Origin of the sequence: Acinetobacter sp. YH12134 (assembly GCF_013418555.1) — a bacterium.
In the GTDB taxonomy this organism is placed as follows: domain Bacteria; phylum Pseudomonadota; class Gammaproteobacteria; order Pseudomonadales; family Moraxellaceae; genus Acinetobacter; species Acinetobacter indicus.
In genome coordinates, this window is the sequence record NZ_VPBT01000005.1 from 97,498 (window position 1) to 123,365 (window position 25,868).

19 protein-coding genes and 5 pseudogenes are annotated in these 25,868 nt (G+C 45.4%); 12 read left to right on the forward strand and 12 right to left on the reverse strand.

The features are described from left to right. Nucleotides 1-351 precede the first annotated feature (351 nt). The 3 genes from FTU69_RS05470 (at nt 352) to FTU69_RS05480 (ending at nt 4,271) form a co-directional block, all read left to right on the forward strand. Complete coding sequence (locus tag FTU69_RS05470; protein ID WP_180103576.1) at nt 352-1,374, forward strand: ferredoxin reductase; 1,023 nt, start codon at nt 352-354, stop codon at nt 1,372-1,374. 17 nt (nt 1,375-1,391) lie between these two features. Continuing rightward, entirely contained in the window at nt 1,392-2,555 is a 1,164-nt protein-coding gene (locus tag FTU69_RS05475; protein ID WP_373685080.1) for a fatty acid desaturase, read from the forward strand. A 312-nt stretch (nt 2,556-2,867) separates the two neighbouring features. After that, nucleotides 2,868-4,271: an iron-containing redox enzyme family protein gene (locus FTU69_RS05480; protein ID WP_257223601.1), complete on the forward strand. Its 1,404-nt coding sequence runs from the start codon at nt 2,868-2,870 to the stop codon at nt 4,269-4,271. Between the two features lie 99 nt (nt 4,272-4,370). Here the strand turns inward: FTU69_RS05480 and FTU69_RS05485 are convergent, their stop codons facing one another. The 3 genes from FTU69_RS05485 to FTU69_RS05495 all read right to left on the reverse strand — a co-directional run bounded on the left by FTU69_RS05485 (nt 4,371) and on the right by FTU69_RS05495 (nt 5,828). Next, the gene (locus FTU69_RS05485) at nt 4,371-4,535 is read right to left on the reverse strand and encodes a hypothetical protein (RefSeq protein WP_016658124.1); all 165 of its coding nucleotides are present in this window, start codon (nt 4,533-4,535) and stop codon (nt 4,371-4,373) included. Nucleotides 4,536-4,616: 81 nt separating this feature from the next. Further along, nucleotides 4,617-5,498 (reverse strand): SDR family oxidoreductase, encoded by an 882-nt coding sequence (locus FTU69_RS05490; RefSeq protein WP_228127888.1) that lies wholly within the window; start codon nt 5,496-5,498, stop codon nt 4,617-4,619. Between the two features lie 90 nt (nt 5,499-5,588). Beyond that, nucleotides 5,589-5,828 carry a DUF2171 domain-containing protein gene (locus tag FTU69_RS05495; RefSeq protein WP_127799975.1) on the reverse strand — a complete coding sequence of 80 codons (240 nt, stop codon included), beginning with the start codon at nt 5,826-5,828 and terminating at the stop codon, nt 5,589-5,591. A 659-nt stretch (nt 5,829-6,487) separates the two neighbouring features. Between FTU69_RS05495 and FTU69_RS05500 the strand changes: the two genes are divergently transcribed. Next, nucleotides 6,488-7,729 carry an MFS transporter gene (locus FTU69_RS05500; protein ID WP_180103578.1) on the forward strand — a complete coding sequence of 414 codons (1,242 nt, stop codon included), beginning with the start codon at nt 6,488-6,490 and terminating at the stop codon, nt 7,727-7,729. A 667-nt stretch (nt 7,730-8,396) separates the two neighbouring features. Further along, nucleotides 8,397-8,684: pseudogene (locus tag FTU69_RS05505) on the forward strand (KGG domain-containing protein); the annotation flags it as partial. A gap of 209 nt (nt 8,685-8,893) precedes the next feature. Here the strand turns inward: FTU69_RS05505 and cynS are convergent. Then, complete coding sequence (gene cynS / locus FTU69_RS05510) at nt 8,894-9,343, reverse strand: cyanase (RefSeq protein WP_127801684.1); 450 nt, start codon at nt 9,341-9,343, stop codon at nt 8,894-8,896. 292 nt (nt 9,344-9,635) lie between these two features. Here cynS and FTU69_RS05515 point away from each other — a divergent pair, with 292 nt between their 5' ends. Then, on the forward strand, nt 9,636-10,445 hold the full coding sequence (locus FTU69_RS05515; protein ID WP_005178046.1) for a formate/nitrite transporter family protein: 810 nt from the start codon (nt 9,636-9,638) through the stop codon (nt 10,443-10,445). Between the two features lie 62 nt (nt 10,446-10,507). After that, nucleotides 10,508-12,262 carry a bifunctional protein-serine/threonine kinase/phosphatase gene (locus FTU69_RS05520; protein ID WP_180103580.1) on the forward strand — a complete coding sequence of 585 codons (1,755 nt, stop codon included), beginning with the start codon at nt 10,508-10,510 and terminating at the stop codon, nt 12,260-12,262. Nucleotides 12,263-12,803: 541 nt separating this feature from the next. On the opposite strand, the gene FTU69_RS05525 is transcribed toward FTU69_RS05520, so the two are convergent. The 5 genes and pseudogenes from FTU69_RS05525 to FTU69_RS05545 form a co-directional block, all read right to left on the reverse strand. Beyond that, nucleotides 12,804-13,904, reverse strand: coding sequence for an ABC transporter permease (locus tag FTU69_RS05525; protein WP_180103581.1), 1,101 nt, complete (start codon nt 13,902-13,904; stop codon nt 12,804-12,806). After that, nucleotides 13,901-15,031, reverse strand: a complete 1,131-nt coding sequence (locus tag FTU69_RS05530; protein WP_075166622.1) for an ABC transporter permease — start codon at nt 15,029-15,031, stop codon at nt 13,901-13,903. Before FTU69_RS05530 ends, FTU69_RS05525 begins: the two co-directional genes overlap by 4 nt. Continuing rightward, a complete protein-coding gene (locus FTU69_RS05535; protein WP_168407211.1) occupies nt 15,031-16,161 on the reverse strand; it encodes an HlyD family secretion protein in 1,131 nt (376 codons plus the stop codon). Before FTU69_RS05535 ends, FTU69_RS05530 begins: the two co-directional genes overlap by 1 nt. Nucleotides 16,162-16,172: 11 nt before the next feature. Continuing rightward, complete coding sequence (locus tag FTU69_RS05540; RefSeq protein WP_180088429.1) at nt 16,173-17,654, reverse strand: TolC family protein; 1,482 nt, start codon at nt 17,652-17,654, stop codon at nt 16,173-16,175. Nucleotides 17,655-17,826: 172 nt separating this feature from the next. Continuing rightward, a pseudogene (locus FTU69_RS05545) lies at nt 17,827-18,315 on the reverse strand (IS3 family transposase); the annotation flags it as partial. Nucleotides 18,316-18,342: 27 nt separating this feature from the next. Here FTU69_RS05545 and FTU69_RS05550 point away from each other — a divergent pair. Further along, a pseudogene (locus FTU69_RS05550) lies at nt 18,343-18,827 on the forward strand (IS3 family transposase); the annotation flags it as partial. Between the two features lie 14 nt (nt 18,828-18,841). Here FTU69_RS05550 and FTU69_RS05555 read toward each other — a convergent pair. Continuing rightward, nucleotides 18,842-18,940, reverse strand: a pseudogene (locus tag FTU69_RS05555) (IS1 family transposase); the annotation flags it as partial. A gap of 54 nt (nt 18,941-18,994) precedes the next feature. Between FTU69_RS05555 and FTU69_RS14925 the strand changes: the two are divergent. Then, a pseudogene (locus FTU69_RS14925) lies at nt 18,995-19,131 on the forward strand (IS982 family transposase); the annotation flags it as partial. Nucleotides 19,132-19,209: 78 nt separating this feature from the next. Here FTU69_RS14925 and FTU69_RS05560 read toward each other — a convergent pair. Continuing rightward, the gene (locus FTU69_RS05560) at nt 19,210-19,818 is read right to left on the reverse strand and encodes a MarC family protein (protein WP_180088431.1); all 609 of its coding nucleotides are present in this window, start codon (nt 19,816-19,818) and stop codon (nt 19,210-19,212) included. A 12-nt stretch (nt 19,819-19,830) separates the two neighbouring features. Continuing rightward, on the reverse strand, nt 19,831-21,867 hold the full coding sequence (locus FTU69_RS05565; RefSeq protein WP_005177908.1) for a choline transporter: 2,037 nt from the start codon (nt 21,865-21,867) through the stop codon (nt 19,831-19,833). 229 nt (nt 21,868-22,096) lie between these two features. Here FTU69_RS05565 and betI point away from each other — a divergent pair, with 229 nt between their 5' ends. From betI to betA, 3 genes are read left to right on the forward strand one after another with little or no spacing between them, the layout of a single operon-like run. Continuing rightward, on the forward strand, nt 22,097-22,681 hold the full coding sequence (betI, locus tag FTU69_RS05570; RefSeq protein ID WP_168400231.1) for a transcriptional regulator BetI: 585 nt from the start codon (nt 22,097-22,099) through the stop codon (nt 22,679-22,681). Between the two features lie 17 nt (nt 22,682-22,698). Beyond that, a complete protein-coding gene (betB, locus tag FTU69_RS05575; protein ID WP_171526855.1) occupies nt 22,699-24,174 on the forward strand; it encodes a betaine-aldehyde dehydrogenase in 1,476 nt (491 codons plus the stop codon). Between the two features lie 16 nt (nt 24,175-24,190). Further along, nucleotides 24,191-25,858, forward strand: coding sequence for a choline dehydrogenase (betA, locus tag FTU69_RS05580; protein ID WP_168395996.1), 1,668 nt, complete (start codon nt 24,191-24,193; stop codon nt 25,856-25,858). Nucleotides 25,859-25,868: the final 10 nt, after the last annotated feature.

Here is a 25,868-nt window from a genome sequence, read left to right on the forward strand (position 1 = left end):
AGCCAGAAGGACACTTCTGGCTTTTTTGTTTTTAGACTTTTGTGGACTTAAGTCTAATGTGGGGGACAATTACAGCAAAAATATCAGGCATTTTCACCGAGTCTGACAAAAGCATACGACATTTTCATGAAAAATCCTGCGCCTGCACAAAAGCAAATCAGAACAATAAAACTTCTCCCATCGAAGTTGGGACCGAAAAAGTGCAGAATCTTGTCAGACAAAACCAGCTAAAACATAAGGAAAAGACAAGTTTTGTCCTGCATTCACATGGAATCGAGATCATGAATCTATATAGTGGGCATGAACATTAAAAAAAGAACATCCGTTCACTGAAAAAATCATGAGGCCGCTATGAGCACTTCTGTAGAGTATAAACCCGAGTGGATTCGAGAAGATTTTATTGATTTTATTGCAGAAAAAATAAATCCAGTCTGGGCATTGAAAAAAGTCAAAGCCTGCGTTGTTGAAATTCAGGCATTAAGTCCAGACTTTTATAAAATTCATTTACGTCCCAACCAGAATTTTCAGGCACAGCGTTTTCAGGCCGGACAAAGTATTCTGATCACGCTGGCGATGAATGGGGTCCGCCAGCAGCGCAGCTATTCCATTGTCACTTTGCTCGATAACGGCGATGTGATTCTGGCCATCAAACGGCAAGGCAAAATGTCCAATGCCTTGACCCGGTTACCGGCAGGGGCTGTGGTGGAGCTGTCCCAGCCGCAGGGCAATTTTGTGCTGCCGGCACAAGTTCCATCTTTATGTTTTATTGCATCGGGCAGTGGGATTACCGCCATTTATTCCTTATTACAAAAAGCCGTGGTCAGCTCGACCCAGCCGATAGACCTGCTGTATTTCACCCGGGATGATGCCTTCCATGCCGAAATTAAAACCCTGGCGCTGATGTATCCGCATTTTAAATATCATCATTTTAATACCGTAGAACAGCGTCAGCATTTGTCTTTGAGCTTACTGCAAAACACGGTCGAGCAACTGAATGAACGGCATATTTATGCCTGTGGCTCAGCCTCAATGATGCAGACTGCCCAGCAGATTTGTCAGCAGCTGGATTTAAGCGAGCAATTTCATTCCGAGTATTTTCAAATGACTGCAGATGAAACTCTGGAGGCACAGCCGGTGCAGTTCTTGCGCTCGCAGCAGGATTTTCAGGCCAGCAGCAATTTGCTGGACAGTGCCGAAGCCGCCGGGCTAAGACCGGCTCATGGCTGTCGTATGGGTATTTGTAATACCTGCTCCTGTACCAAAGTCAGCGGCAGCGTGCGTAATCTGCTGACCGGTGAAATTGATCATAACCATAATACCCAAATCAAACTTTGCGTGACGCAGGCAATCAGTCCTGTCGTGATTAACTTATAATCTGGAGGGAACATCACATGAATATGCCTGCCGCGTTACATCCAAACAGCAAGTCAAAATATTTAACCGAGGCCCAGATTCAGGAATTTGGTGCCAGAGTGGAAGCCATCCGCCGTGAAGTCATGGACGATCTGGGGGAAAAAGATGCCCAGTATATTTATAAAATCCGTAATTTTGTCCGCTATAGTGAAATTACCTCACGTGGGATGCTGATGTTTGGCGGCTGGATTCCGCCAGTATGGTTATTGGGGACTGGTTTACTGGGATTATCCAAAATTGTTGAAAATATGGAGCTGGGTCATAACGTCATGCATGGCCAGTTTGACTGGATGAATGATCCAACTCTAAATGGTGCCAGGTATGACTGGGACACCATTGCCACCGGAGACGACTGGAAATATACCCATAACTATATTCATCACACCTATACCAATATTGTCGACAAAGATCACGATGTCGGCTATGGCTTGCTACGGGTCAGCGAAGCTCAAAAATGGGAACCGCGTTTTCTGATGAATATTCCGCTGGCTATTCAGCTGATGGTATTTTTTGAATGGTATGTGGGACTGCAACGTCTGCATTTAGAAGATGTACTGGTTTATAAAACCAAAACCTGGAAACAGGTCTGGGATGAAGCGGCCGGTTTAAGAAAGAAAATGCGCAGGCAGGTGGTCAAAGATTATATCTTTTTTCCGCTGCTTGCCGGGCCAAATGCCATTCCGGTTTTTGCCGGTAATGCTGTCGCTAACGTGATTCGCAGCCTGTGGGCATCCGCAGTCATCTTTAACGGTCATTTCACTGAAGATGCGGAAAATTTTGAAGCCGATAATACCGAAAATGAAAGCCGGGCTGAATGGTATATCCGCCAGATTCGCGGTTCGAGTAATTTTAGCGGTACCCAGTGGCTGCATATTTTAAGTGGCAATTTAAGCCATCAGATTGAGCACCATTTATTTCCGGATATGCCGGCCAACCGTTATGCCGAAGTAGCGCCAAAAATTAAGGCGCTATGTGCAGAATATGGTATTCATTATAATGAAGCCAATTTTATCAAGCAGTTTTCCAGTGTCTGGGTGCGTCTGGCCAGGTGTTCGGTGCCAAATCACTGGCATGACAAAATCGGGCAGGGCGGTCACCTGATTCGTACCGGTCTGGCCCAGCTGAAAGCCAAATTCCAGTAACAGCAGACTTTAGCCAGCTTTTATAAGACCAGAAGATAAGATGCCTGGTCTTTTTTATTTTGCACAACTGCTGCATTTTTTACTCAAGACTCAAACTTGAGTGCAACAGCGCTACAGGAGCATGAGCTATTTTTACAGAAAAAATGCCCGGACTGCCGATTATGTAACTGAATTATCTTTATAAATCTCTGATATCTCTGCGCTTTATTTTTGAACAGCCGGCAAGTTAACGTGGTTTAACAAAACTGAACTATGGTGATTTTGGCGAATCTCCTAAGCTGGTTTGAGTGAAAAATAATGGAAAATAACAAGATGTCAGTTGTCTCTCAGAATAGTTATCGCACCTTGAAACTCGAACGACAAAAAAGCTATCGGGAGCTGTTTCATTTCTTTCTGGATGAAAGCACGCCAGCACCAGAAAAAGAAAAGCTCTCGGCCCAGCTTTTACAGCGCGAGCTTCACCAGATAGATTCTCCATCTATTCCTTTACCCGATGAGCCAGTCCAGATCAAAGACTGGCTTTTTCAGCAGAATATGCAGAATTGTGAACGCTATCAACAGTATTTAAGCCGGCGTCAGGCTGGTGGTCAGCGTGAATACTTTCAGCATGTAGCAGCAGCCTATGACTTTCTGGTGAAAGTCGCACCAGTAAAATATGTTGATGGTTCCTGGCTGTATAGCACCTTAAAACATTGGCCTGATCCGAATTTTCAGCATCTGATCATGATTTATCTGGAAGAGCTGGGCCTCGGTTCAGTCAAAGCCAATCACGTGTCAATGTATCAGCAATTGCTGAGCAGTCTGAATCTGCAAGATCTGGTCGAAGGACTTGAAGATGAATACTATTATCAACCTGTGGTGCAATTAGCATTGGCCTATGCGCCGCAGCAATATCTGCCGGAAGTGATTGGTTTTAATTTAGGCTATGAACAGTTGCCGCTGCATTTGCTGATCAGTAATTATGAACTGGCTGAGCTGGGGCTGGATCATCAGTATTTTAATGTACACATTACCATTGATAACCTAGACAATGGTCACGCACATCGTTCGGTGGCCGCGCTGGAATATGCCTATAGTCAGGCCGCCAATAAAACAGAGTTTATTGACAAACTGAAACGTGGCTATGCTCTGAATGATGTTGGTCTAGGCTCGACTGAAATTATTAAAAACAGTGATTTAAACCCGCTGATTGAAAAGATTTTCAAGAAAAAAGCTGTGGTCGGCAAGCTGATTCATAATAACCGTTGCCGCTTTGCTCAGGCATCGGTGAATGAATGGCTCAGCAATGACCAGAAAGTGGTTGAGTTCCTTCAGGTGTTACAGGATAAACAGTGGATTAAACGCGGCCAGCATCCGAGTGAAAGCCGCTTCTGGCAGCTGATTCACAATGAAGAAGGTAAAATGTTTGGGGTGTTTTCAGTCGCTGAACAGCAGATTATTTATGACTGGATTGCTCAAGCCTATACCGAACGCCGTGCGCCGTTTAAGGCAGTAACCCCGGTGCAGCAGGTCGATGATTATATTGTCGATTATTTCAATTCAAGCGAACAGCAGGCCTTGCAGCAACAACTGAAGCTGGCGCGTAACGCGGAAGAAAAAATCAATCTGCTGTTGCCTTACTTGGCGCCGCATCAGCATCATAATCCCACTGGTTTATGGGCCACGCGTCAACTGACCCAGTTTTTATTCCCGCAGGCGCTGCAGCAGATTCAATAAAATCTGATGATCTACTTGTCATCACCTAACAAAATGCCAATCCTTAGGATTGGCATTTTTATAGAAGTTTAAAAGGGTTCCAGCAGAACAGAAGGGCATTTAGTGGGATTTCTTTTTACCGCCGCCATCCTGTTTATTGACGGTAGACCAGCCAATGCGTTCTGCTTCTTCTTCGGAATGGCCTCGCTCTTTTTCCGATTCAATAATATGGCGGGCCTGACGTTTCTGCTTGTCGGTATAGGCCGACTTATCACCTCTAGACATCAGTTTCACTCCTGTATAGATCTGCATGTTTCAATAAAACTCAAAATGTTATCTACATTGCTTGTGTGCCTTTAAATGCCGTTAACCATTGACAATAGTACCGCCATTAACATGAATCACCTGACCGGAAATATAGCTGGCTTCATCGGAGGCTAAAAACAGATAAGCCGGCGCAACTTCACTTGGCTGACCCATGCGGCCCATGGGGGTATCTTCACCAAAACCTTTTAGCTGTTCTTCATCAAAACTGCTTGGAATTAACGGCGTCCAGATTGGGCCGGGTGCGACACCATTCACCCGAATCCCGGTTTTATTTTTTAGCAGGTTGGTCGACAGGCTACGGGTAAAAGCGGTAATTGCCCCTTTGGTGCTGGCATAATCAATCAGCTCATTATGGCCCTGATAGCTGGTGATACTGGTGGTATTGATAATACTGTCACCGGCCTGCATTTGAGGAATCAGCAGCTGGGTCACATAAAACAGCGGGTAGAGGTTGGTTTCAAAGGTTTTATGCAGCTGTTCGGGATTAATATCTTCAATGGTTTTTTGTGGATATTGCACAGCAGCATTATTGACCAGAATATTAATATGCGGAAACTGCTGCAAAGCCAGATCGACCATCTGCTGCACTGCCGCATGTTGGCGCAGGTCACACTGAATCAGCAGACATTGACGACCTTCCTGCTCAACCAGTCGCTTGGTGTCTTGCGCATCCTGATCTTCTTCTAAATAGGGAATAATAATATTGGCACCTTCGCGGGCAAACAGCACTGCCACGGAGCGGCCGATGCCGCTATCACCGCCGGTAATTAAGGCCACCTTGTCTTTGAGTTTTTGACTGCCCTGATAATTGCTTTTAATAATTTCAGGTTCGGGCGTCATTTTATATTGCACACCGGGCTGATGCTCCTGTTTCTCTTGCGGAGATGGGCTGTCAGGATAATGATTCATGGAGTTCTCCAAATTTTAGGGTCGATTTATTGTTTTGCTCAATCAGATGAAATCGTTAGCGATAAAAAAGCACGAGTCTGGGCAGATCGTGCTTTTTAGAAGTTATACCGCTTCCCACTGACGGGTGACTTCTTCAGAATTCTTGTTCAGGATAATCTGGTTGCCACGAATTTCTTCCACCCAAGAGATCGGAATGTAATGGTGCATCCCATCGCCAGAATCCTGCTTGGTTAGTTTGATTTTGTCGCTGCCTTCCAGATGATCGACCGTACCAATATGGGTGCCACAGGAGGCAATAACTTCGCTATGTTTCTGAATGTCATTTAAATTAATATCAGCCATTTTTATTACTCCAATTCAGATGAAATAAATATCTTTATTTAATTTAAACGCCTTAAAGAGATAAAAATAGCTTTATTTAAAATCGAAACAACTCCGCCATAGAGTATAACAATTTACTACATGCAGATATATATTACACATTATGAAATATCTAAATTATTGAGGCTATATTTAAATTAATTAAAGCTATTGTTATATTGAAATGGATGAGTTGAGATAATCAAAACTAATATATTTATAAATCTCATTTTATTATTTTTAAATAAAAACTATAAACTACAAAGGAGCTCTAGTTACTTATTGGTTTAAACGCTTAATCCTGCATCAGCTAGCTGGTTGAGTGGTCGGAATAATCAAAACTGAAAGGGCAGCGCTGTATATCTGTATGTAAGCCGATTATTAAGCAATCACTAAAACTCATCAAATTGATTGAATAAAACAATAAATGAATTAAATATTTGTTTTTAAATGATTATATGAAAATATTGCAGCTGAGATTTTTCAAAAAAGCGAGAAAAATGAAGTACTTTTTGTCATTACAAAATTGTTTGTAAAATAGACAAAAAAGGGCTGTACAGTGCTGTGAATTATGTATAATTCCGCCAACAAAAGCCCCTGCAAGTTTATGGATTTTCCTATAAGTGTGCAGGGGTTTTTCTATGGACAATTTTTTGGAATGGGATGCCCTGTTTTTAGAAGGTGGCACATACATGTTGTTTTCCAAAACCACAGTCGTCGATGCATCTGCCCAGCTCAATGCACAAGGTCTGGCAACGAAACTCAGCTTTTTTGGCCTGGGTTTAAGTACGGCATCTTGGGCACCGCTCATTCCATTTGCACAACAACGTCTTTCTTTAAACCATGCAGACTTTGGCCTGTTGCTACTCTGTATGGGGATTGGATCGATGCTGGCCATGCCGGCGGCCGGTCTGTTAATCCAGCGTATTGGCTGCCGTATTTTAATCGGGGTTGCGCTGGTTGCAGCGATGATTATTCTGCCGTTACTGACAGTATTTGGTACCGCCTTAAGCATGGCGATTGTGCTGTTTATCTTTGGTACTGCGGTGGGTGCATTTGGTGTGGCCATTAATTTACAGGCGGTGATTGTTGAAAAGAACAGCCTGAAAAATATGATGTCTAGCTTCCATGGTATGTGCAGTCTGGGTGGTTTACTTGGTGTGCTGACTGTGACTGTGCTGCTGTCATTGGGTGTTTCACCGCTAATGAGCGCTTTAATCATGAGCGCGGTGCTGGCCTTTATTGCCATTCTGGCCGTTCCCAATAGCCTGTCTGAAATTGAGAAAAAATCGGACCCAACTACAGAAGAAGATGCACCACCAGCGAAGCAGAAATTTCGCCCAAGCCCAATGATCCTGTTAATTGGTCTGGTCTGTTTTATTGCCTTTTTATCGGAAGGCTCGGCAATGGACTGGAGCGGGATTTATCTGGTTAGCAACTTTGGGATGGAGGCTTCTTTTGCCGGTCTGGCTTATACCTTCTTTGCCATTACCATGACCATCGGCCGTTTTTCCGGACGTCGCTTATTGAGAATGTGGGGCGAGAAAAACATCATCACCTATAGCGCGCTGTGTGCGGCCTTGGGTCTAGGCATTATTGTGATGGCGCCGCACTGGGCGGTGGTCCTGCTGGGTTATGCCTTACTCGGTTTTGGCTGTTCCAATATTGTGCCAGTGATGTTCTCCCGTGTCGGACGTCAGAATATTATGCCTAAAGCGGCTGCTTTATCGCTGGTATCGACCATTGCCTATAGCGGTTCATTAAGTGGCCCGGCGCTGGTCGGTTTCCTAAGTGAAGCCATTGGCCTGAGCACCGTCTTTGCGCTGGTGGCCTTATTGCTGCTGTCGATTGCTGTTTTAAATCGCTTTACCCAGGTCGACTAAATCAGACATTCAGCTACTTATCTGTGTCTTCCTTTTCGCCAGTCAGCGCTCACTGACTGGCTTTTTTTATATATAAGCCGCAACTCATAAGACAATAAAAAGTGAAATCAAGGGACTAAAGAATATATTTAAAAATTATGGACTCTATTTAAATATTTTTTATTATTAAGAAAATAAACCACCTCATCTTAACGCGTCTATTATTAGACCTCTTGCGAAAGTATAGTTTTATCTAATTTTTGAATTGGCTAAAACCTCATAAAATATAGCTTTTTGCTGCTTAAAATTTGACTAACGCAAGAAGTCTATTTCATTTTGTAAATAACAACAGCTGAAATATAAAGATGGTAAAAAAAATTAAAAAATATATTTAAAAGAATAAAATTTTACTATTTTAAATACAGCTTGTTAATTTTTTAAAATAAAAAAGACCTGCTACATTCCAATGATCTGAAACAAAGCGCGGCTGTTTATTTTAATTTTCACTCTTATCTGGCTTTGTTGCATAAAGATTTCATCACTATATGATTTTAAAAGTTTTGATTGTTTTTTGATCCAAAATTAAATTTATTTAAATCAGATGCTTACATATTTATGCAACAAAGCCCTCTTACCTTAAAAGAGTCGCAACATCGACAATCAAAATAAATAACAGGAAGGGTGAATCATGGCCAATACACGTAATGAGGGTACTTCAAATCGTGAATTTGCGAGTATGGATCCAGATGAACAAAGAGAAATTGCCAGTCGTGGTGGGCGTGCAGCCCATGCCAGCGGCAATGCGCATGAATTTACATCCGAAGAAGCGCGTGAAGCCGGCCGCGCAGCCCATGCCAGTGGCAATGCACATGAGTTTACGTCAGAAGAAGCACGTCGTGCCGGCGCCAGAAGTCATATAAACGACGACGATCGCCGTGGTCGCAGCTCATCTTCGAGCACGCGTAAACGCGACCGTTATGGACGCTTTACCTCGGACTAGCACAGCCTAAACCATAGGCTTAATCTGACCGGATAAAACAGCAATCGTTTTTGTCCGGGAAGATTAGGCCTATTTTTATGGGTGAATGAATGTGGTTTTGATCTTGGGTTGATCATCTTTGTGAATAAGATAAAGCGCAGATTTTTTGTGATTGCTTAGAGTTTTAAGCTCAACACAAACTCATCTTAATAGGATTTATAGGGCAAAAATTTCCCGGATAGCATCACATTTACCCGGTCGCCATTTTCATGGCTTTCGCGTTGAATATCCATACTAAAATCAATCGCGCTCATAATCCCGTCGCCAAATTCTTCATGAATCAGCTCTTTAATGGTAGAACCATAGACATTCACCACTTCATACCAGCGGTAAATTAAAGGATCGGTCGGAACGCTGGTCGGCAGGGAGCCTTTATACGGCACAATTTGCAGCCAGGCCACGGCTTCATCACTCAGGTTAAATATCTGACCAATCTTTTCGGCCTGTTCCTTATTCAATGCCATTTGCCCCAAACAGGCTGCCGTCACCCATTCTTTGGATAAACCAATTTCCTGCGCCACACTGGACCATTGAATATTGTTCAGTACCTTGGCAGATAAAATCATGTCTGTCACTTGCTGGCGGTGGCTAATCATATCTATTTCCTCAACTGCTTATGGCTAAAACACTGAGAAGGGAAAAGCACAATGTATGCCAGCTTAAAATTAGCTCAGATCTTGAATCTGCCCGTGGCGTAAATTTATCTTTCACCCAAAGTTGGTACGTTCCTTGCTGTATCTCCACTGAACTGATGGCAACGACGCCATAAATTTTTAAAACATGTTAGATGATTCAGGCAATGGCGCCTAAGACGTGAAAGTCGTCTTGGGCGCTTTTTATTTGCAAATCATCTCACCGCTAAATTTCAATCGTTGAGGGGTACTCGCAATGGCTTATCTTGCACCTTCCGAATTTGCAACCAAAGTTGTGGATGCCGGTGAATCGAAACTACATATGGCAAACCGTGATGTGCTGATCCGCGCCACCATGGCCGGGGCTATTCTGGCGCTGGCAGCGGTTTTTGCAGTCACCATTGCAGTGCAAACCGGCGTGCCTTTAATTGGTGCATTATTATTCCCGGTGGGCTTTTGTATGTTGTATCTGCTGGGCTATGACCTGCTGACCGGGGTATTTGTCCTGACGCCATTGGCCTGGCTAGATAAACGTCCGGGCGTGACCTGGGCCAGAATCCTGAAAAACTGGGGCGTGGTCTTTGTCGGCAACTTCACTGGCGCCCTGATTGTGGCGGTGATGATGGCGGCAGTCTATACCTACGGCTTTTCAACCGAACCGAACAAGGTCGGTCTGGCGATTGCACATATTGGTGAAGACCGGACGCTGGGCTACAAAGAATATGGCGTAGCTGGGTGGATCACAATTTTCATTCGCGGCATGCTCTGTAACTGGATGGTGTCGCTTGGCGTGATTGGCGCGATGATGTCGACCACCGTTAGTGGCAAGTTTATTGCGATGTGGATGCCGATCATGCTGTTCTTTGCCATGGGCTTTGAACATTCGGTGGTGAATATGTTCCTGTTCCCGTTTGCGATGATGATGGGCGGCGATTTCTCGGTGATGGACTACTTTATCTGGAATGAGTTACCGGTAGCGCTGGGGAACCTGGTAGGTGGTTTGGCTTTAACTGGTCTTGCGCTTTATACCACGCATGTCCGCACTGCACCAAAACGCGAGTTCTAAGTTTTAAGCACACAGGATGAATTCAGGAATCAGGGAAGATTCCAGCCAGTTGAGAACAGCGCATGTCCACTTTGCCATCTTCACACCAGACTTCACTTCAAATTCGGCTTGGGCAATATAGTGCTGCCGGCCGCAAAGAGAGCAATCAGGATTTTCACGGCGCGGCCGTTCCGGAGGGCTATCTGGCACAGCAAAAGGGCATTGCCTGTGCCATTGCCGATGGTATCAGCAGCAGCAATGTCAGTCATATCGCCAGTGAAACCACAGTGTCCAGTTTTCTGGCCGATTACTTTTCGACGCCCGATTCCTGGAGTGTCAAAACTTCGGTCGATCGGGTGATTCGTGCCACCAATTCCTGGCTCTATGCCCAGACCCAGCAAAGTCAGGGCCGTGTCGATAAAGACCGCGGCTATGTCTGCACTTTTAGCGCGCTGGTATTCAAACATGAGACCGCACATCTGTTTCATATTGGTGATGCCCGTATTTACCGCTTGCGTGAGCAGCAGCTGGAACAGCTCAGTGTTGACCATCGGGTCTGGTTATCTTCCCGGGAAAGCTATTTAAGCCGGGCTTTGGGCGTGGCGCAGAAAGTAGAGGTGGATTATTTAAGTCTGCCGTTGGCACAGGATGATATTTTCCTGTTGATGACCGATGGTGTATATGAATATCTGTCGGACAGCCAAATTATCGAGGCACTTCACAGCCCCGAAACTTTAGATCTTGACCAGGTAGCAGAAATGCTGGTCCATCTGGCCGATGCGCAGGGCAGTCCTGACAATTTAACCCTGCAAATTGTGCAGGTACAGCAGCTGCCACAACAGGCCCAGTCACAATTTCAGCCAAGTCACAACCAGCTAAGTCTGGCCCCGGATTTAAGCATAGGTCAGCAGTTTGAAGGCTACCGGATTCAAAATGTACTGCACCAGAACCATCGTAGCCGTTTATATCTGGCCTGGGATGAGACGCGGCAGCAGCAACTGGTCATTAAAATTCCAGCACTGGACTTAACTCAGGATGCACAAGCGCTGGAGCGTTTTCTACTGGAAGAGTGGGTAGCAAAACGGATTCAGCATCCACAGGTGTTAGCGGCCTATCCGCATCAGCGCAGTAAATCTTATTATTTTCAAACCTATGAATATTTATCTGGCCAGACCTTAAATACCTGGCTGCATCAGCAGCGCCAGCCGATTGCGCTTGAAACCGCCATCCAGATTACGGAACAGATCATTAAAGGTTTGCAGGCTTTTCACCGGCTGGACATGCTGCATCAGGATATTCGCCCTGAAAATATCATGCTGAATGCACAGTTAGAGCTAAAACTGATTGATTTTGGTGCAACCCTGGTCAAGGGGATTTCCGAATCACAGCCGCAACATGCCGCGGCTTTGGGCACCTTGGCCTTTATGGCGCCGGAATATTTTTGCTCGCGGCCGGTTTCCACCCGTTCAGACCAGTTTTCACTGGCCGTGGTACTGTATTATGTACTTAGCAAACAGTTACCCTATGGCACCGAACTGGCGCGTTGTCAGACGCTTAAACAGCTAAAAACGGTGCGTTATCATTCAATTTTAGAATATCGGCCAGATATTCCGGTGTGGATTGATGGAGCCTTGCATAAGGCCCTGGCCCTGATGCCAAATGAACGCTATGAGGTATTGTCAGAATTTCTGTATGACCTTAAGCATCCTAACCGGTATTTTTTAAAGCCGGTTCAGTCTTCCTTGCTGGATAAAAATCCTGTTAGATTCTGGCAGGCGGTTTCAGCTATGTTATTTTTATGCTTGCTGTTGTCTTTGGCGTTGATGTTTAGTGTTTAAATTAAATCAGTGATTTTTGAATGCTGGACTGATTATAAAATCAGAGCCACTTGGCTCAGCGATTGTCGTTTCAATACAGCCCCATTTTGATGATGAAATCCGCGCTTAAAATGTATTAATCCCAGCTCCCGAAGGAACTGGGATTACCTACAAAATTAAAGTGAAGAGTTATTCATAACGTCTTCAGGATTGGGTAAATGAGCCAGAAGCTTCGTTCTGGCTCATCGGAATTACCTTACATATTCGGGTAATTCGTGTTAGCGGCAGTGTAAAACTGACCCCCTTGGTTAATATAGCGGTCATGGGGGAGATTAAGAACCACCGCACCATGAGATCGTGACGGTACATTTGAGCCACATCTTACTAAAAGGAATCAGACCAGTATCACGCAAATAGATAGCCAGATTCTATTCCTATATTCGTGACTGGCGTTTAGCCGTGAGCCGATTTATTATTGAATTCGGTGACCAGTGAAGCAATCACCTTTAAATTTATCAAAAGCAATTACATAAAATTATTTACAGGTTCAATAATATACAAGCTAGAAAGTTCCACAGTTTGAAATTAAACGTCGATAAGCCAAGAAAAAGCACAAGCTGCCGATCATTCCGAGATAAAGCAATTTAGGCAAGACTAGCTCTGTAGGTACACCCATCTGATTGAGTTGAATAAACATCTGCACAATTTGGGTGGAAGGCAGGATTTCGCCAACGACTTGCATCCAGATAGGCATTGCAGCATGCGGCCAGGCCGCACCAGATAAAAAGAACAGTGGAATAGAAGTGAATACAATGACATGCCCCGCACGTTCCGGCAGATCCAGAAAACTAGCAAATAAGCAGGTCATGCCAATTATCGTGTAGATAAAAACCGCAACAGCCAGCAGCATCCCGAGCAGGTTGCCACCGCGCGGATAATCAAATAGCCAGAAGCTAAAGCCGAATAAATAGAAACATCCCAGACAGCCAATAGTAAAGACCGCTAAACACATCCCAATCAATGCATTTGTGTTTAATTCTATTTTTCTTTCCCGATATACCAAAATCAGCATACTCAAACCCAGAAGAATAGTTTGGTGGATAATTAAAGGTGCAACCGCAGGAAAGACATAACTGCCATAGCCGGATAGCGGATTAAATAAAGGAATTTGATGCACAGAAAGGGCAGGTGAAAAGTCCGAGACCTCGCCAAAGCGTTCAGTATAGTCTGCCAAAGTTTGCTCAACCGATGTGGCTAAGCCCAGACCAATTTGTTTGGTCACTAAAAAGTTGGCTGTGCTTAAATACAGGCCAATGCCGCCTGTTTCACCATGCCTTAAGCTTTGCGATAAATTGTCCGGTAGCAGTAAAATGCCATCGGCTTTTTGAGATTCAACCCATTGTTTGGCTTCGGCAAAATTGCCGGTAATCGCCTCAATTTCCACATTGGGGCTTTGTGCCACCTGACCAATAATACGGGTGCTTAAGTTACTTTGTTCTTCATCGACAATAATAATCGGTAAGGCTTCAGCCTGCTGTGCCTGATAAGCGGTTGGATAAAAAAAGCTGTAAAACAAGACAGATAGAATCAGCGTGGTAAAGATCGTGCCGTGACTGACAATATCTTTGAAGCTTTGTAGATAGTAAAACCAAAGGGACTTCATTGGACTGCTCCTTTGGCGATTTTTTTAAGAAATAGATAAGCCAGCAGAGCATAAGCCAAAGCATAGATCAGCAACATCAATCCAGCTTGCAGTGAAATATGCAATGGACTACCAATCACCCATTGTTCAGTTTGTAATTTGGCATAGGGAGTAAACGGAATAATATTGGCCCAAAACTGGGTGAATAGGGGCGCATTATTTAAAGGTAAAGTCACACCGGCAAAACTCAAAGATGAACCGCCATAGACCGCAATGATGCCGAAAGATTTGCTTAAATCTTTGGTCGCCAGAACCACTGCGCTACTTAAAAATGCATAGGCGCTATATAGCAGAAATTGTGCCGATAGAATCAGAGCGAGCGAGCCGGCGACAAACCAGCCGCGAATTTCAATCAGCCAGAACATCCAGACCCAGGTCCATAGACTAAAAATAGCCACATAGACCATGTTCTTAGATAGTAATGCTATCCAGATGGACGAGTTGCTGATCCAGCTTGTTAAGGTCTGCCGCTTCAGTTCCTGACCGACGGAAAATGCTACACAACAACACAGCAGTAAATGCAGAATTGCCGGAATGACATAGGGTTCCAGATAGAGTTCATAATTCAGTTGCGGATTATACAGCGGTGATATTTTGATATGCGGTGACGGTGCTTCGAGAGAGGGTAGTCGATTCCCCAGATATTGCTCTCCGCTAAATTCAGCGAGTGCTTGCAGGGTACTGACCAGCATGGCAGAGGAAATGGTATTTCCGATACTGAAATAACTCTGGTTAAAAGCAATACTGATGTCAGCATCCTGGGCACGAACCAGACGTTGCTCAGCACCGCTTGGAATATGGATATAACCCCAAATTTTATTTTGATTTAGCAGGCGCTCAATCTCAGCTGTTTGCTCCGACACTGTAGCAATTTTAAGAGTATGATTCAGGGCCACATGCTGATAAATGCTTTGACTCAGCGCACTCTGGTCTTGATCAATAATCGCAATCGGTAAATGATCCGGTTTCCCTTGAGCAAACATGCTGCTGAATAAAATAATCACCAGTGCAGGTGCCAGCGTGACCAGACACAGATCCCATTTTTCGCTGAGCAGATAGCGCAGTTCGCGCCATATACCCGTCCACATTATAGGGTCTCTTTCAGTTTAAATAACACGCTCATCCCGACTTTCAGTTCAGGAATCGCTGGTGCGGGTACAAGATGCAGCTTAAAACTTCGCACATCATAGCCGCCGGTTTGGCGTGTAGTTTTAATGGTGGCAAATTCACCCTCGGCACTGATCTGTTTGATTTTAAAAGTGGCGGTTTTATCTAGGGCGGGAATATAACCTTCAATACTGCTCATTTTCTGAAACGGGGCATATTGGTCTTCACGAATATTCAGGCTCACCCACATTTGATCTTCAATCAGGCTGACCACAGGGACTGCGGTGGCTACCAGCTCCGAGACTTTGCCATAGGTTTTAGACACCGTTCCGTTTACAGGTGCTACTAATTGGGTTTCTGCCTCTAATGCATTGGCTTCATCCAGCGCAGCCTGGGCAATATCTACTTGTGCATCGGCAGAACTCTTTTGCTGCGAGGTGCTGCCACGTTTGGCACGTGCGTATTGCTGATACGCTGCTTCTGTCATTTGTGCCGCTGATTGACTGGCTGCATACAATTCATCACGGCGCTGGCGTGAAATCACACCTTCCTTAAATAAATTTGCACCACGCTCATAAGAAACTTTGGCTAAATTTTGCTGTGCTTTCAGCGATTGCCAGTTGGCATACAGGCTGGCGATATTTTCTTCTTGCGAGCCACGTTCAGCAGTCGATTGTAAGGCCAGCGCAGATTGTAAAGCCGCTGCGGCTTGCTGTTTTTTGGCCTGAATTTCCGGGCTGTTTAAGCGCACCAGCACATCGCCTTTTTTGACTCGCTGACCTTCTTCTACATAAATTTCTTCAATACGGCTTGGCACTTTGGTCGCCACCTGAACTGTTTCAGCTTCTACACGACCCTGCAATTCAAGCGGAGCCGGTTGGTAGCTTTTCCATAATCCAAATGCGATGACTGCCAGCAGAACTGGAATCAGGGCGAGCAATAAATATTTTTTCTTTTTAGCGATTTCAGGAGCTTGTTGTTGCTCGGTCGAAGTCGTCGCGTTGTTTTCTATTTCAGTTTTTGTTTCTACCTGTTGCGCAGGCGATTTTTCTGTATCGCTGGATGAAGCCGCTTCATTCACAGGATCATTGGGTTTTTGATCTTCGTTCATGTTCGGCTCCATTAGCGAATATAGTGAGTGTTGGTATGTTGGATGTAGTTCGGAAATTCTGCAATCGAGCCATGGCTTTGTAATAGTGTGGCCAGTGACATCACATATTTGTAAGCATTCAAGGCAGTTTCGGCTCGTAGTCCGCTCAGCACATTTTGTGCATCGATGACCTGTATGGCGGTGCCCGTATCTTCTTTAAAGGACAATTCTTGGATGCGTAAATTTTCCTGTGCGGCTTTCAAATTTTGTGCCAGAAGTGCATCACTTTGCTGTGCGCTGAGTGCTTCGCTATAAGATTTATAAATCAGATTTTCAATTTCCTGCTGGGTGCGTGCAGTGAGCAGTTCTGTGGCAGAGCGTTTGAGTTCGGCAGCCTGAATATTTTTGTTTTTATCGATCCCAGAAAACAGGTTATAGCGTGCGGCAACTCCGACAATCCAGTTTTCATTTTGATCCAGACTATATTCACCAAAAGCAAAAACATTCGGTTTTTTAGCTGCTTGCTGGGCTTTGACATTGGCTTGAGCTAATTGAGTATCCAGCTGCATTTTTTGAATCAGCGCAGAGTTCTGACTAAAGGTTTTCAGCAGATGATTTAAGGCCTGTGGCTCGGTTTTATTGACAAATAAAGGCGTCGAAAGTTCGGTGATGCTACTTTCCTGAAGCAGATTATTCAGCTGGAACAGGGCAGCATTCAAATTGGCCTGTGTATTTTGCTGGCTGCGCTCGGCATTATTGCGTGCCACTTCAAACTGCATGCGGTGCCCTTTACTGATAAAACCTTGCTGTTCCATCTTTAAGGCATTGCGATAATGCTGCTGCATGGCATTCAGATTAAACAGCGCAGCTGCATGCAGTTGCTTTTGGAGCTGTACATTAAAATAACTTTGAATCAGTTCAAAACGCTGCGTGTCTTGCTGCTGTTTGTTGCTGAGCTGACTACGACCGACCTGAATATTGGCGATTTCTTTAGCGCTGCTTGTCAGCCCACCGGTATAAAGCGGCATCATGACTGAAATCGTCGGGCGAATCACCTGATCTTCAAGGATGACATTAGACGTATCCGGAATCAGACCAACTCCGCTATGAATAGTATTGTTAAGTCCATCACGCAGTGGATCGGTAATACCTGCAGGTAGATCCACGCCATTACTGGCCTCCCACTCATTAAGCCGGCCATTCACGCCTTGAGAGAGTGAATTCTCCAGATTATTTTTAAATTGCTTTAATGGAATATCGACTTCACTGTGAAAGGCATAGGCACGAACATTCAGGTCGACTCGTGGCAGACCTATACCTTCCACTGCTTCAGCTTCAAGTTTTGAAGCCTGTTCCAGACTTTGATAGGCTTGGCTGCTATAAGAATTTTGCAACAACTGACGTTCAGCGTCCTGAAAGCTGATGCTCTGCGCATGAGCAAAGCTGCCATACATCATCGATGCAAGCAGATTTAAACCCCAGACAAGCTGTCTTTTATTTTTCTTTAAGTTCATAAAGTCGCTAAACTGATTTAAAGCCGGTGATGTTATCCGGCTAGTATAAAATCAAAGGTTCGCAGATAGAACTAGTGTAAAGTTATAGTATTGTTTCTTTTACATCTGTATGGCTTTGTTGCACAAGCCTATCTGAACCGTACCGGGTTTGTCGGAGACTTTTTTATTTAAGTTAGGTCACCTGACCTAACGGGTTAATCTTATCATAGTACATTGCTTCAAACTCAAAAGGCGATACATAACCCAGTGCACTGTGTACACGCTTTTTATTGAACCAATCTACCCAGTTTAGTGTCGCAAGTTGTACATCTGCTAAACCTTGCCAATCTGCTTTTAAATATTCAATCACCTCTGTTTTGTATAAGCCATTCACCGTTTCAGCCAGAGCATTATCGTATGAATCACCAGTTGTACCGACTGATGCTCGTAAATTTGCTGCTTCTAAACGATTGGTATAGCGAATCGAAAGATATTGCACACCTCTATCGGAATGATGAATCACATTCTTTGGCATGCCTCGATCGTGCAATGCTTGCTCAAGTGCATCGAGCACCATATCTGTATTCATCCGTGTAGATACTTTCCATCCAACAATTGCTCGTGAGAACACATCAATAATAAAGGCGGTATAGACCCAGTCTGAATGAGTTTGAATATACGGGTGAGTAGACCAAAGGAATCTCACCCTTATATCCGCACTTATGAAGGGTGGCTATATCTCGCAGTTGTGATTGACCTGTTTTCACGTCTTGTTGTTGGCTGGTCTATGAAATCCAGAATCACGGCAGATCTGGTTTTAGATGCGTTATTGATGGCTTTGTGGCGAAGAAACCCAAAGAACAAAGTCCTAATCCATTCTGACCAAGGCAGCCAATACACCAGTCATGAATGGTAGACATTTCTCAAGCATCATAATCTTGAAAGTAGTATGAGTCGTCGACTTGCGCAGTACACTGCTCATGCCATGACAATGCTGTTGCAGAAAGCTTCTTCCAGCTATTAAAGCGGGAACGAATTAAAAAGAAAATCTATGCGACCAGGACTGAAGCAAGGTCGGATATCTTTGAATATATTGAGATGTTCTACAATTCAAAACGCAGATATGGTTCCAATGGTCAGCGTTCTCTATTAGATTATGAAAAGGCCCATCAAAAGATGATTATGTGTGTCTAGAATTTTGGTGGCTATTCACATTGATAGTTTTGCTTGCCATATAGTTTGAGGCCATTTTTCTTTATACTGTCACTTAGACAGGTTGGACATTTGATTTCTAGTGTTATTTGCATCTCACTATCTTATCAAAAGCCAACCTGTTTTTTTCAGCATACTTTTTGAAACACCACCAAAAAACCAGGTTGAAAAAGTCAGCTTTAAGCTTGTCTGAAGCAATGACCATTGTCATTTTATTTCATCAATCCGGTTTTAGATTCTTCAAATATTTTATTGCTAAATGATCGTTCCATTCTGGAAATCTGCTTTATTGTTTGAACCCCAATAAGCCAACTTTCCAAAATATGCTAAAAGGCTAAGTGGATTTCATCGAACTCAGGTTATTTTAACTCTGCATAATCCCGCTGACACCGGTCACAATCATATCAATGGCAATGGTCCCAATCAGCAAGGCGGCCAGACGCCCGACAATATCGACATACAAATCAATATAATTGGAATGTTTATGCTGCAAATGATCATGCGCATATTTCATTAAAATAAGTAGGCTACAGGTCAGAAATAGCGTCACAAAAATCACCAGCACCAGTTGCCACAGGCTTAGCTGAATTCCGGTAATGACCGCGGCGCTGATGGTTCCCGGGCCAATCATAAACGGCATGGCAATGGTGCCGGCCAAATGATGTGGCGCACCGCGCATCACCCCAATGGTATCGGCGCCTTCAAACACATAGCGATAACCAATCACCAGAAAAATAATCCCGCCAAAAATCTGGAAAGATTCAAAACGGACATGCAGGACATCATGAAAAAAGGCTTCACCGGTTTTGGCGAAAATAATAAACACCACAAAGCTGATTAAACTGCCCTGAATCAGGGCGCGATTAAACACTCGGGTCTCGGAATTACGGATAATGCCGAGCATATAAATACTCATTAAAAACGGGTTTAATAATGAGAAAAACAGTGCAAAGGCGTGAAGCGATTCAGACATCCTACAGATTCCTTATTGATCCGGGTCTGGAAAGAGCGGGCGCTTGCCTGGACTAATCCGGTTGATGTGCAAGAACATCAAATGGCGCTCGTATTTATCCAGAATGTCGTTAATGACCTGTTCCTTGCTATAACCCACCAGATCATTGCCTTGCGAGCCTTCAAACAGATAGGTTTCCAGACGGTAATAGTATTTCTTGGTGCGTTTGCCGCGTGAACTGAAGTTGGGTGTGTCATAACGGATTGGCCAGATCTGGTAAACGAAGTTTTCTTCTTCATCCAGCTGAATGGTTAAATCCAGATGTGACAGTTCCGGTTCATCATCCAGGGCTTTTTCCGCCAGATCGACCTGAATGCCTTTGTTGATGAATTCTGTGGCCACCGCCTGCATTGCCGGTTTACAGACCTCTTCCAGCATTTGCTGGGTTTGCGATAAATTGGCATGTAACATTACCCGGCTGAGGCGTTTTTTCCAGTTAAAGATGTCGACATTACCGACTACAGGTGCCGCATTCATGCTGGTACTGGCCTGACGAAAATCTTCCAGTCTTAATGACTTGTACAAACCCGCCATCACAAAGAAAATTACAAAGCTAAAAGGCAGTCCCATAATAATGGTGGTGTTTTGCAGCGCGGTCACACCATTGGCCATCAGCATCGCCAGGGTCAGTAAACCAATCGCCAGCGCCCAGAAGACACTTAACCAGCGCGGCGAATCATGTTCAATATTGCTAAATTTGGTGGTGAAATTCCCCAGCACCAGTGCCCCTGAATCGGCAGAAGTCACATAAAACAGCAAACCGGTAATGGTGGCGACGCCGGCCAGAAACGGGAACCACGGATATTGGGCAAGCAGGTCATAGAAACCATGTGCCGGATTGGCCAATACGGTGGTGGCCAGCTGGGTATTGCCATCAAAAATCACGCTGTGCAGGGCGCTATTTCCAAAAATCGACAGCCAGGTCAGGGTAAACAGCAGGGGAATAATTAAGGTACCGGCCACAAATTCACGGATGGTCCGGCCACGGGAAATTCGCGCCAGAAACAGGCCGACAAACGGCGACCAGGCAATCCACCAGGCCCAGAAAAACAGGGTCCAGCTGTTCATCCATTCTTTCGGTTGCTGAAACGGAAAACTGGTTAAGGACAGTTGCGGGAACTGGCTAATATAGTCGCCAAAGTTCTGGATTAACGCTGCCAGTAAAAACTCGGTATTGCCCATCACCAGAATAAAAAGCAGCAGACCAATCGACACATAAATATTGACTTCAGACAGAATCCGGAGGCCTTTATTTACCCCAGAAGCCACTGAAATTGCAGTAATAATGACTGCAACGGCAATCAGCGCCGACTGGATCAGCAGGTTTTCTGGCACATCAAACAGTACATGCAGGCCGTAGTTGAGCTGAACCACACCAATCCCGCAGGTGGTGGCAATACCAAAAATGGTGCCCAAAACGGCCGCGGTATCAACACTATGTCCAATCCAGCCATTAACACGCTTGCCAAAAATCGGATAAAGTGCCGAGCGGATGGTTAGCGGCAGGTTATAACGATAACTAAAATAACCCAAAGCCACGCCAACCAAGGCATACATGCTCCAGCCAGTTAATCCATAGTGGAACAGGGTCCAGACCATTGACTGGCGCGCAGCCTCAAAAGTCTGGCCTTCGCCGACAGGCGGATTCATATAGTGAGACAGCGGTTCGGCCACCGAGAAGAACATCAGGTCAATCCCGATTCCGGCCGAGAACAGCATTGCCGACCAGCTCAGCAGGCTAAATTCCGGCTTGGAATGTTTGGGACCTAATTTGATGTCGCCATAACGCGACAGGGCAATAAACAGTACAAAGACCAGATATAAGGTGGCCGCCAGCAGGTAATACCAGCTAAAGGTCCGACTGACCCAGTTCAAGATTTGGGTAATGAGCTGATTCGCCTGGTCATTAAATAAAATCGTAACCAGCGAAAACAGCAGGATAAGTGTTGCCGAAAGAAAAAAGACAACTTTGTTCAGACTATCGGTCGTCTGTTCAGTTTTCTTTTGCATAAATCTGTGACCATATTTTTTTAATTCGGATCTACAGCGCAGTGTGTTTTGGCTTAACCAGACTATAGGCATGGCTCTCATTACAAACATTTGCAAATGAAAAACAAACTGAGCTGTACATCAGGAAGCAGACGGGACTATAATTTATTTTAATTGAACGTTCAATTAAAATAACGTTTTTATATGTTACCTTGCCTTGTGCATGATTTTTATTAGTCAGGTCGATCTTATGCCTAAAGTTGGTATGCAACCGATTCGTCGTCAACAGCTGATTGATGCCACCTTATCTGCCATTAATGAACTGGGTTTTGCTGAAGCGTCTATCAGCCAGATTGCCCAGCGGGCAGGTGTGTCTACAGGCATCATCAGTCATTATTTTCAGGGCAAGCATGGCCTGATTGAAGCGACCATGCGTTATTTGCTGCAACAGCTGGGCGATGCCATTTCGGCCAGTTTAAATGCCGCAGAAAACACGCCGGAGCAGCGCCTGATTGCAATTGTGCGTGCCAATTTCTCGGCCGAACAGACTGACAAAGCGGCCATGAAAACCTGGCTGGCATTCTGGGCCAACAGTATGCATCAACCTGACTTGCATCGTTTGCAGCAGGTTAACCATTACCGCCTGCATTCCAATATCAAGCATGAGTTTGCCAAACAGCTGGACCGCGATCAGGCCGAACGCGCCGCACAGGGGCTGGCCGCACTGATTGACGGTTTCTGGTTACGCGGTTCCTTAATGACCACTGAACTGGATGCCGATTTACCTATTCAGATTTGTGCCGACTATATCCGTCAGCAACTCAATATTCACTAAATTACGAGGAGAACCGATTGATGCAATTCAATACACAACGACCCTATATTCACGGTCAGTTTGTCGATGCTTCATCCTCTGAAACATTCCAAAGTATTAATCCGGCCAATGCTGAGGTGTTGGCCAGCATTCAAGCATGTAACCAGGCCGATGTTGATCGGGCAGTACAGTCTGCCAAACAGGGACAAAAAGCCTGGGCCGCCATGACTGCCATGCAGCGTTCCCGCATTTTAAATCAGGCCGTAGCCATTTTACGGGCACGCAATGATGAGCTGGCAGAAATTGAAAGCCTGGACAGTGGCAAGCCTTTAAGTGAAACCCGCAGCGTCGATATTGTAACCGGGGCCGATGTGCTGGAATATTATGCCGGCATTTTACCAGCACTCGAAGGCCAGCAAATTCCGTTAAGAGAAAGTTCTTTTATTTATACCCGCCGTGAACCGCTTGGTGTGGTGGCCGGTATTGGCGCCTGGAATTATCCAATCCAGATTGCGTTATGGAAATCTGCACCAGCCTTGGCCGCAGGCAATGCCATGGTGTTTAAAGCCAGTGAAATTACCCCACTTACCGCGTTAAAACTGGCCGAAATTTATAGTGAAGCCGGAGTACCGGACGGCGTCTTTAATGTGGTGACCGGTGGTGGCGATGTGGGTAGCTATTTAACTGAGCATCCGGAGATTGCCAAAGTATCCTTTACCGGCGGTGTGAGTACCGGTAAAAAAGTAATGGCACAGGCGGCGGCGTCCAGCTTAAAAGAAGTCACCATGGAACTTGGTGGAAAATCACCGTTAATTATCTGTGAAGATGCCGATCTGGATCTGGCTGCCGATATTGCCATGATGGCCAATTTCTACAGTTCTGGACAGGTGTGTACCAATGGAACCCGGGTGTTTATTCCTAGTGCATTAAAAGCCGCTTTTGAAGAAAAGATTCTGCAGCGCATTCCCTATGTGCGCATGGGTCAGCCTTTAGACCCGAACACTAATTTCGGGCCACTATCCAGCTTTGCCCATATGGAAAAAGTATTGCATTACATTGAGCTGGGCAAACAGCAGGGCGCTCGTCTGTTAACAGGCGGGCAGCGCGCAGCGGCAGCTGAATTTGCGCACGGGGCTTTTGTCGAACCCACAGTATTTACTGATTGTCATGATGAAATGTGCATTGTTCAGGAAGAAATTTTTGGCCCGGTTATGAGTATTTTAAGTTATGACAGCGAAGATGAAGTAATCCGCAGAGCCAATGCCACCACCTATGGTCTGGCTGCTGGTGTGGTCAGTCCGGATTTAAGCCGTGCCCATCGCATTATTCATCAGATTGAAGCGGGGATTTGCTGGCTGAATACCTGGGGTGAATCTCCGGCAGAAATGCCGGTTGGTGGCTATAAACAGTCCGGTGTTGGCCGTGAAAATGGTCTGGTGACCTTACAGCACTATACCCAGACCAAATCGGTTCAGGTGGAACTGAGTCCTTTCCAGTCTGTATTTTCAGCTTAAGGGAGGATCATGCTGCATGAACTATGACTATATTATTATTGGCGCAGGTTCTGCTGGGAATGTGCTGGCGGCTCGATTAACTGAAGATCCGGACACGACGGTGTTGCTCCTAGAAGCAGGTGGGCCGGACTACCGGCTGGATTTTCGTACCCAGATGCCTGCCGCGCTGGCTTATCCCTTACAGGGCCGGCGTTATAACTGGGCTTATCTGACCGACCCGGAACCGTATATGAATAATCGCCGCATGGAATGTGGTCGTGGTAAAGGCTTGGGCGGGTCCTCCCTGATTAACGGCATGTGTTATATCCGCGGCAATGCGATGGATCTGGAACAATGGGCCAGTTTGAAAGGACTGGAACATTGGAGCTATGCCGACTGCCTGCCTTATTATAAAAAGGCCGAAACCCGTGATATTGGCGGCAATGACTATCATGGCGACAGTGGTCCGGTACAGGTCGCCACCCCGAAAGCCGGAAATAACGAGCTGTTTCATGCCATGGTCGATGCTGCGGTACAGGCTGGCTATCCACGTACCGATGATTTAAATGGCTATCAGCAGGAAGGATTTGGCCCGATGGACCGTACCGTAACCCCACAGGGACGCCGTTCCAGCACGGCGCGTGGTTATCTGGATATGGCCAGACAACGCCCGAATTTAACCATTCGCACCCATGCCATGACCAATAAAATTCTATTTCATGGCAAGCAGGCGGTGGGAGTTGAATATTTTCAGGGACAAAGTACCGCGCAGCCACAGCAAGTCTTTGCAGAAAAAGAAGTGCTGCTCTGTGGGGGTGCCATTGCTTCCCCGCAAATTCTGCAGCGTTCCGGTGTCGGTAATGCCCAGCATCTAAAAAGCCTGGAGATTCCGGTGGTTCATGATTTACCGGGCGTAGGTGAAAACCTACAAGATCATCTGGAAATGTATTTGCAGTATCAGTGCAAAAAACCGGTCAGCTTATATCCCGCCTTAAAATGGTATAACCAGCCAAAAATTGGCGCAGAATGGCTGTTTTTAGGTCAGGGTGTGGGTGCCAGTAACCAGTTTGAAGCCGGTGGCTTTATCCGCACCTCCGATGAGTTTGCCTGGCCGAATATCCAGTATCACTTTTTACCGGTCGCCATTAACTACAATGGCAGTAATGCCATTCAGCAGCATGGTTTTCAGGCGCATGTTGGTTCTATGCGCTCTCCATCTCGTGGGCGGGTCAAACTGCGCTCCAAAGATCCGTTTCAGCATCCAAGTATCCTGTTCAATTATATGAGTACCGAACAGGACTGGCGCGAGTTTCGTGATGCCATCCGCATTACCCGGGACATCATGCATCAACCTGCTTTAGATGCCTATCGCGGCGAAGAAATCAGCCCGGGCAAACAGGTACAAAGCGATGCCGAGCTGGACGAATTTATCCGTAACCACGCTGAAACTGCGTTCCATCCATCTTGCAGCTGCAAAATGGGTGAAGATGATATGGCGGTGGTCGATGGCTACGGGCGGGTACATGGGCTGCAAAACCTGCGAGTGATTGATGCTTCCATCATGCCGCTGATTATTACCGGCAACCTGAATGCCACCACCATTATGATGGCCGAAAAACTGGCCGATCATATTCGTGCCAAACCGGCGCTGGCCAAATCTACGGCGCCATTTTACCGGGCCAATACGCCAGTCCGGTCAATCTAGCCGCGACAGA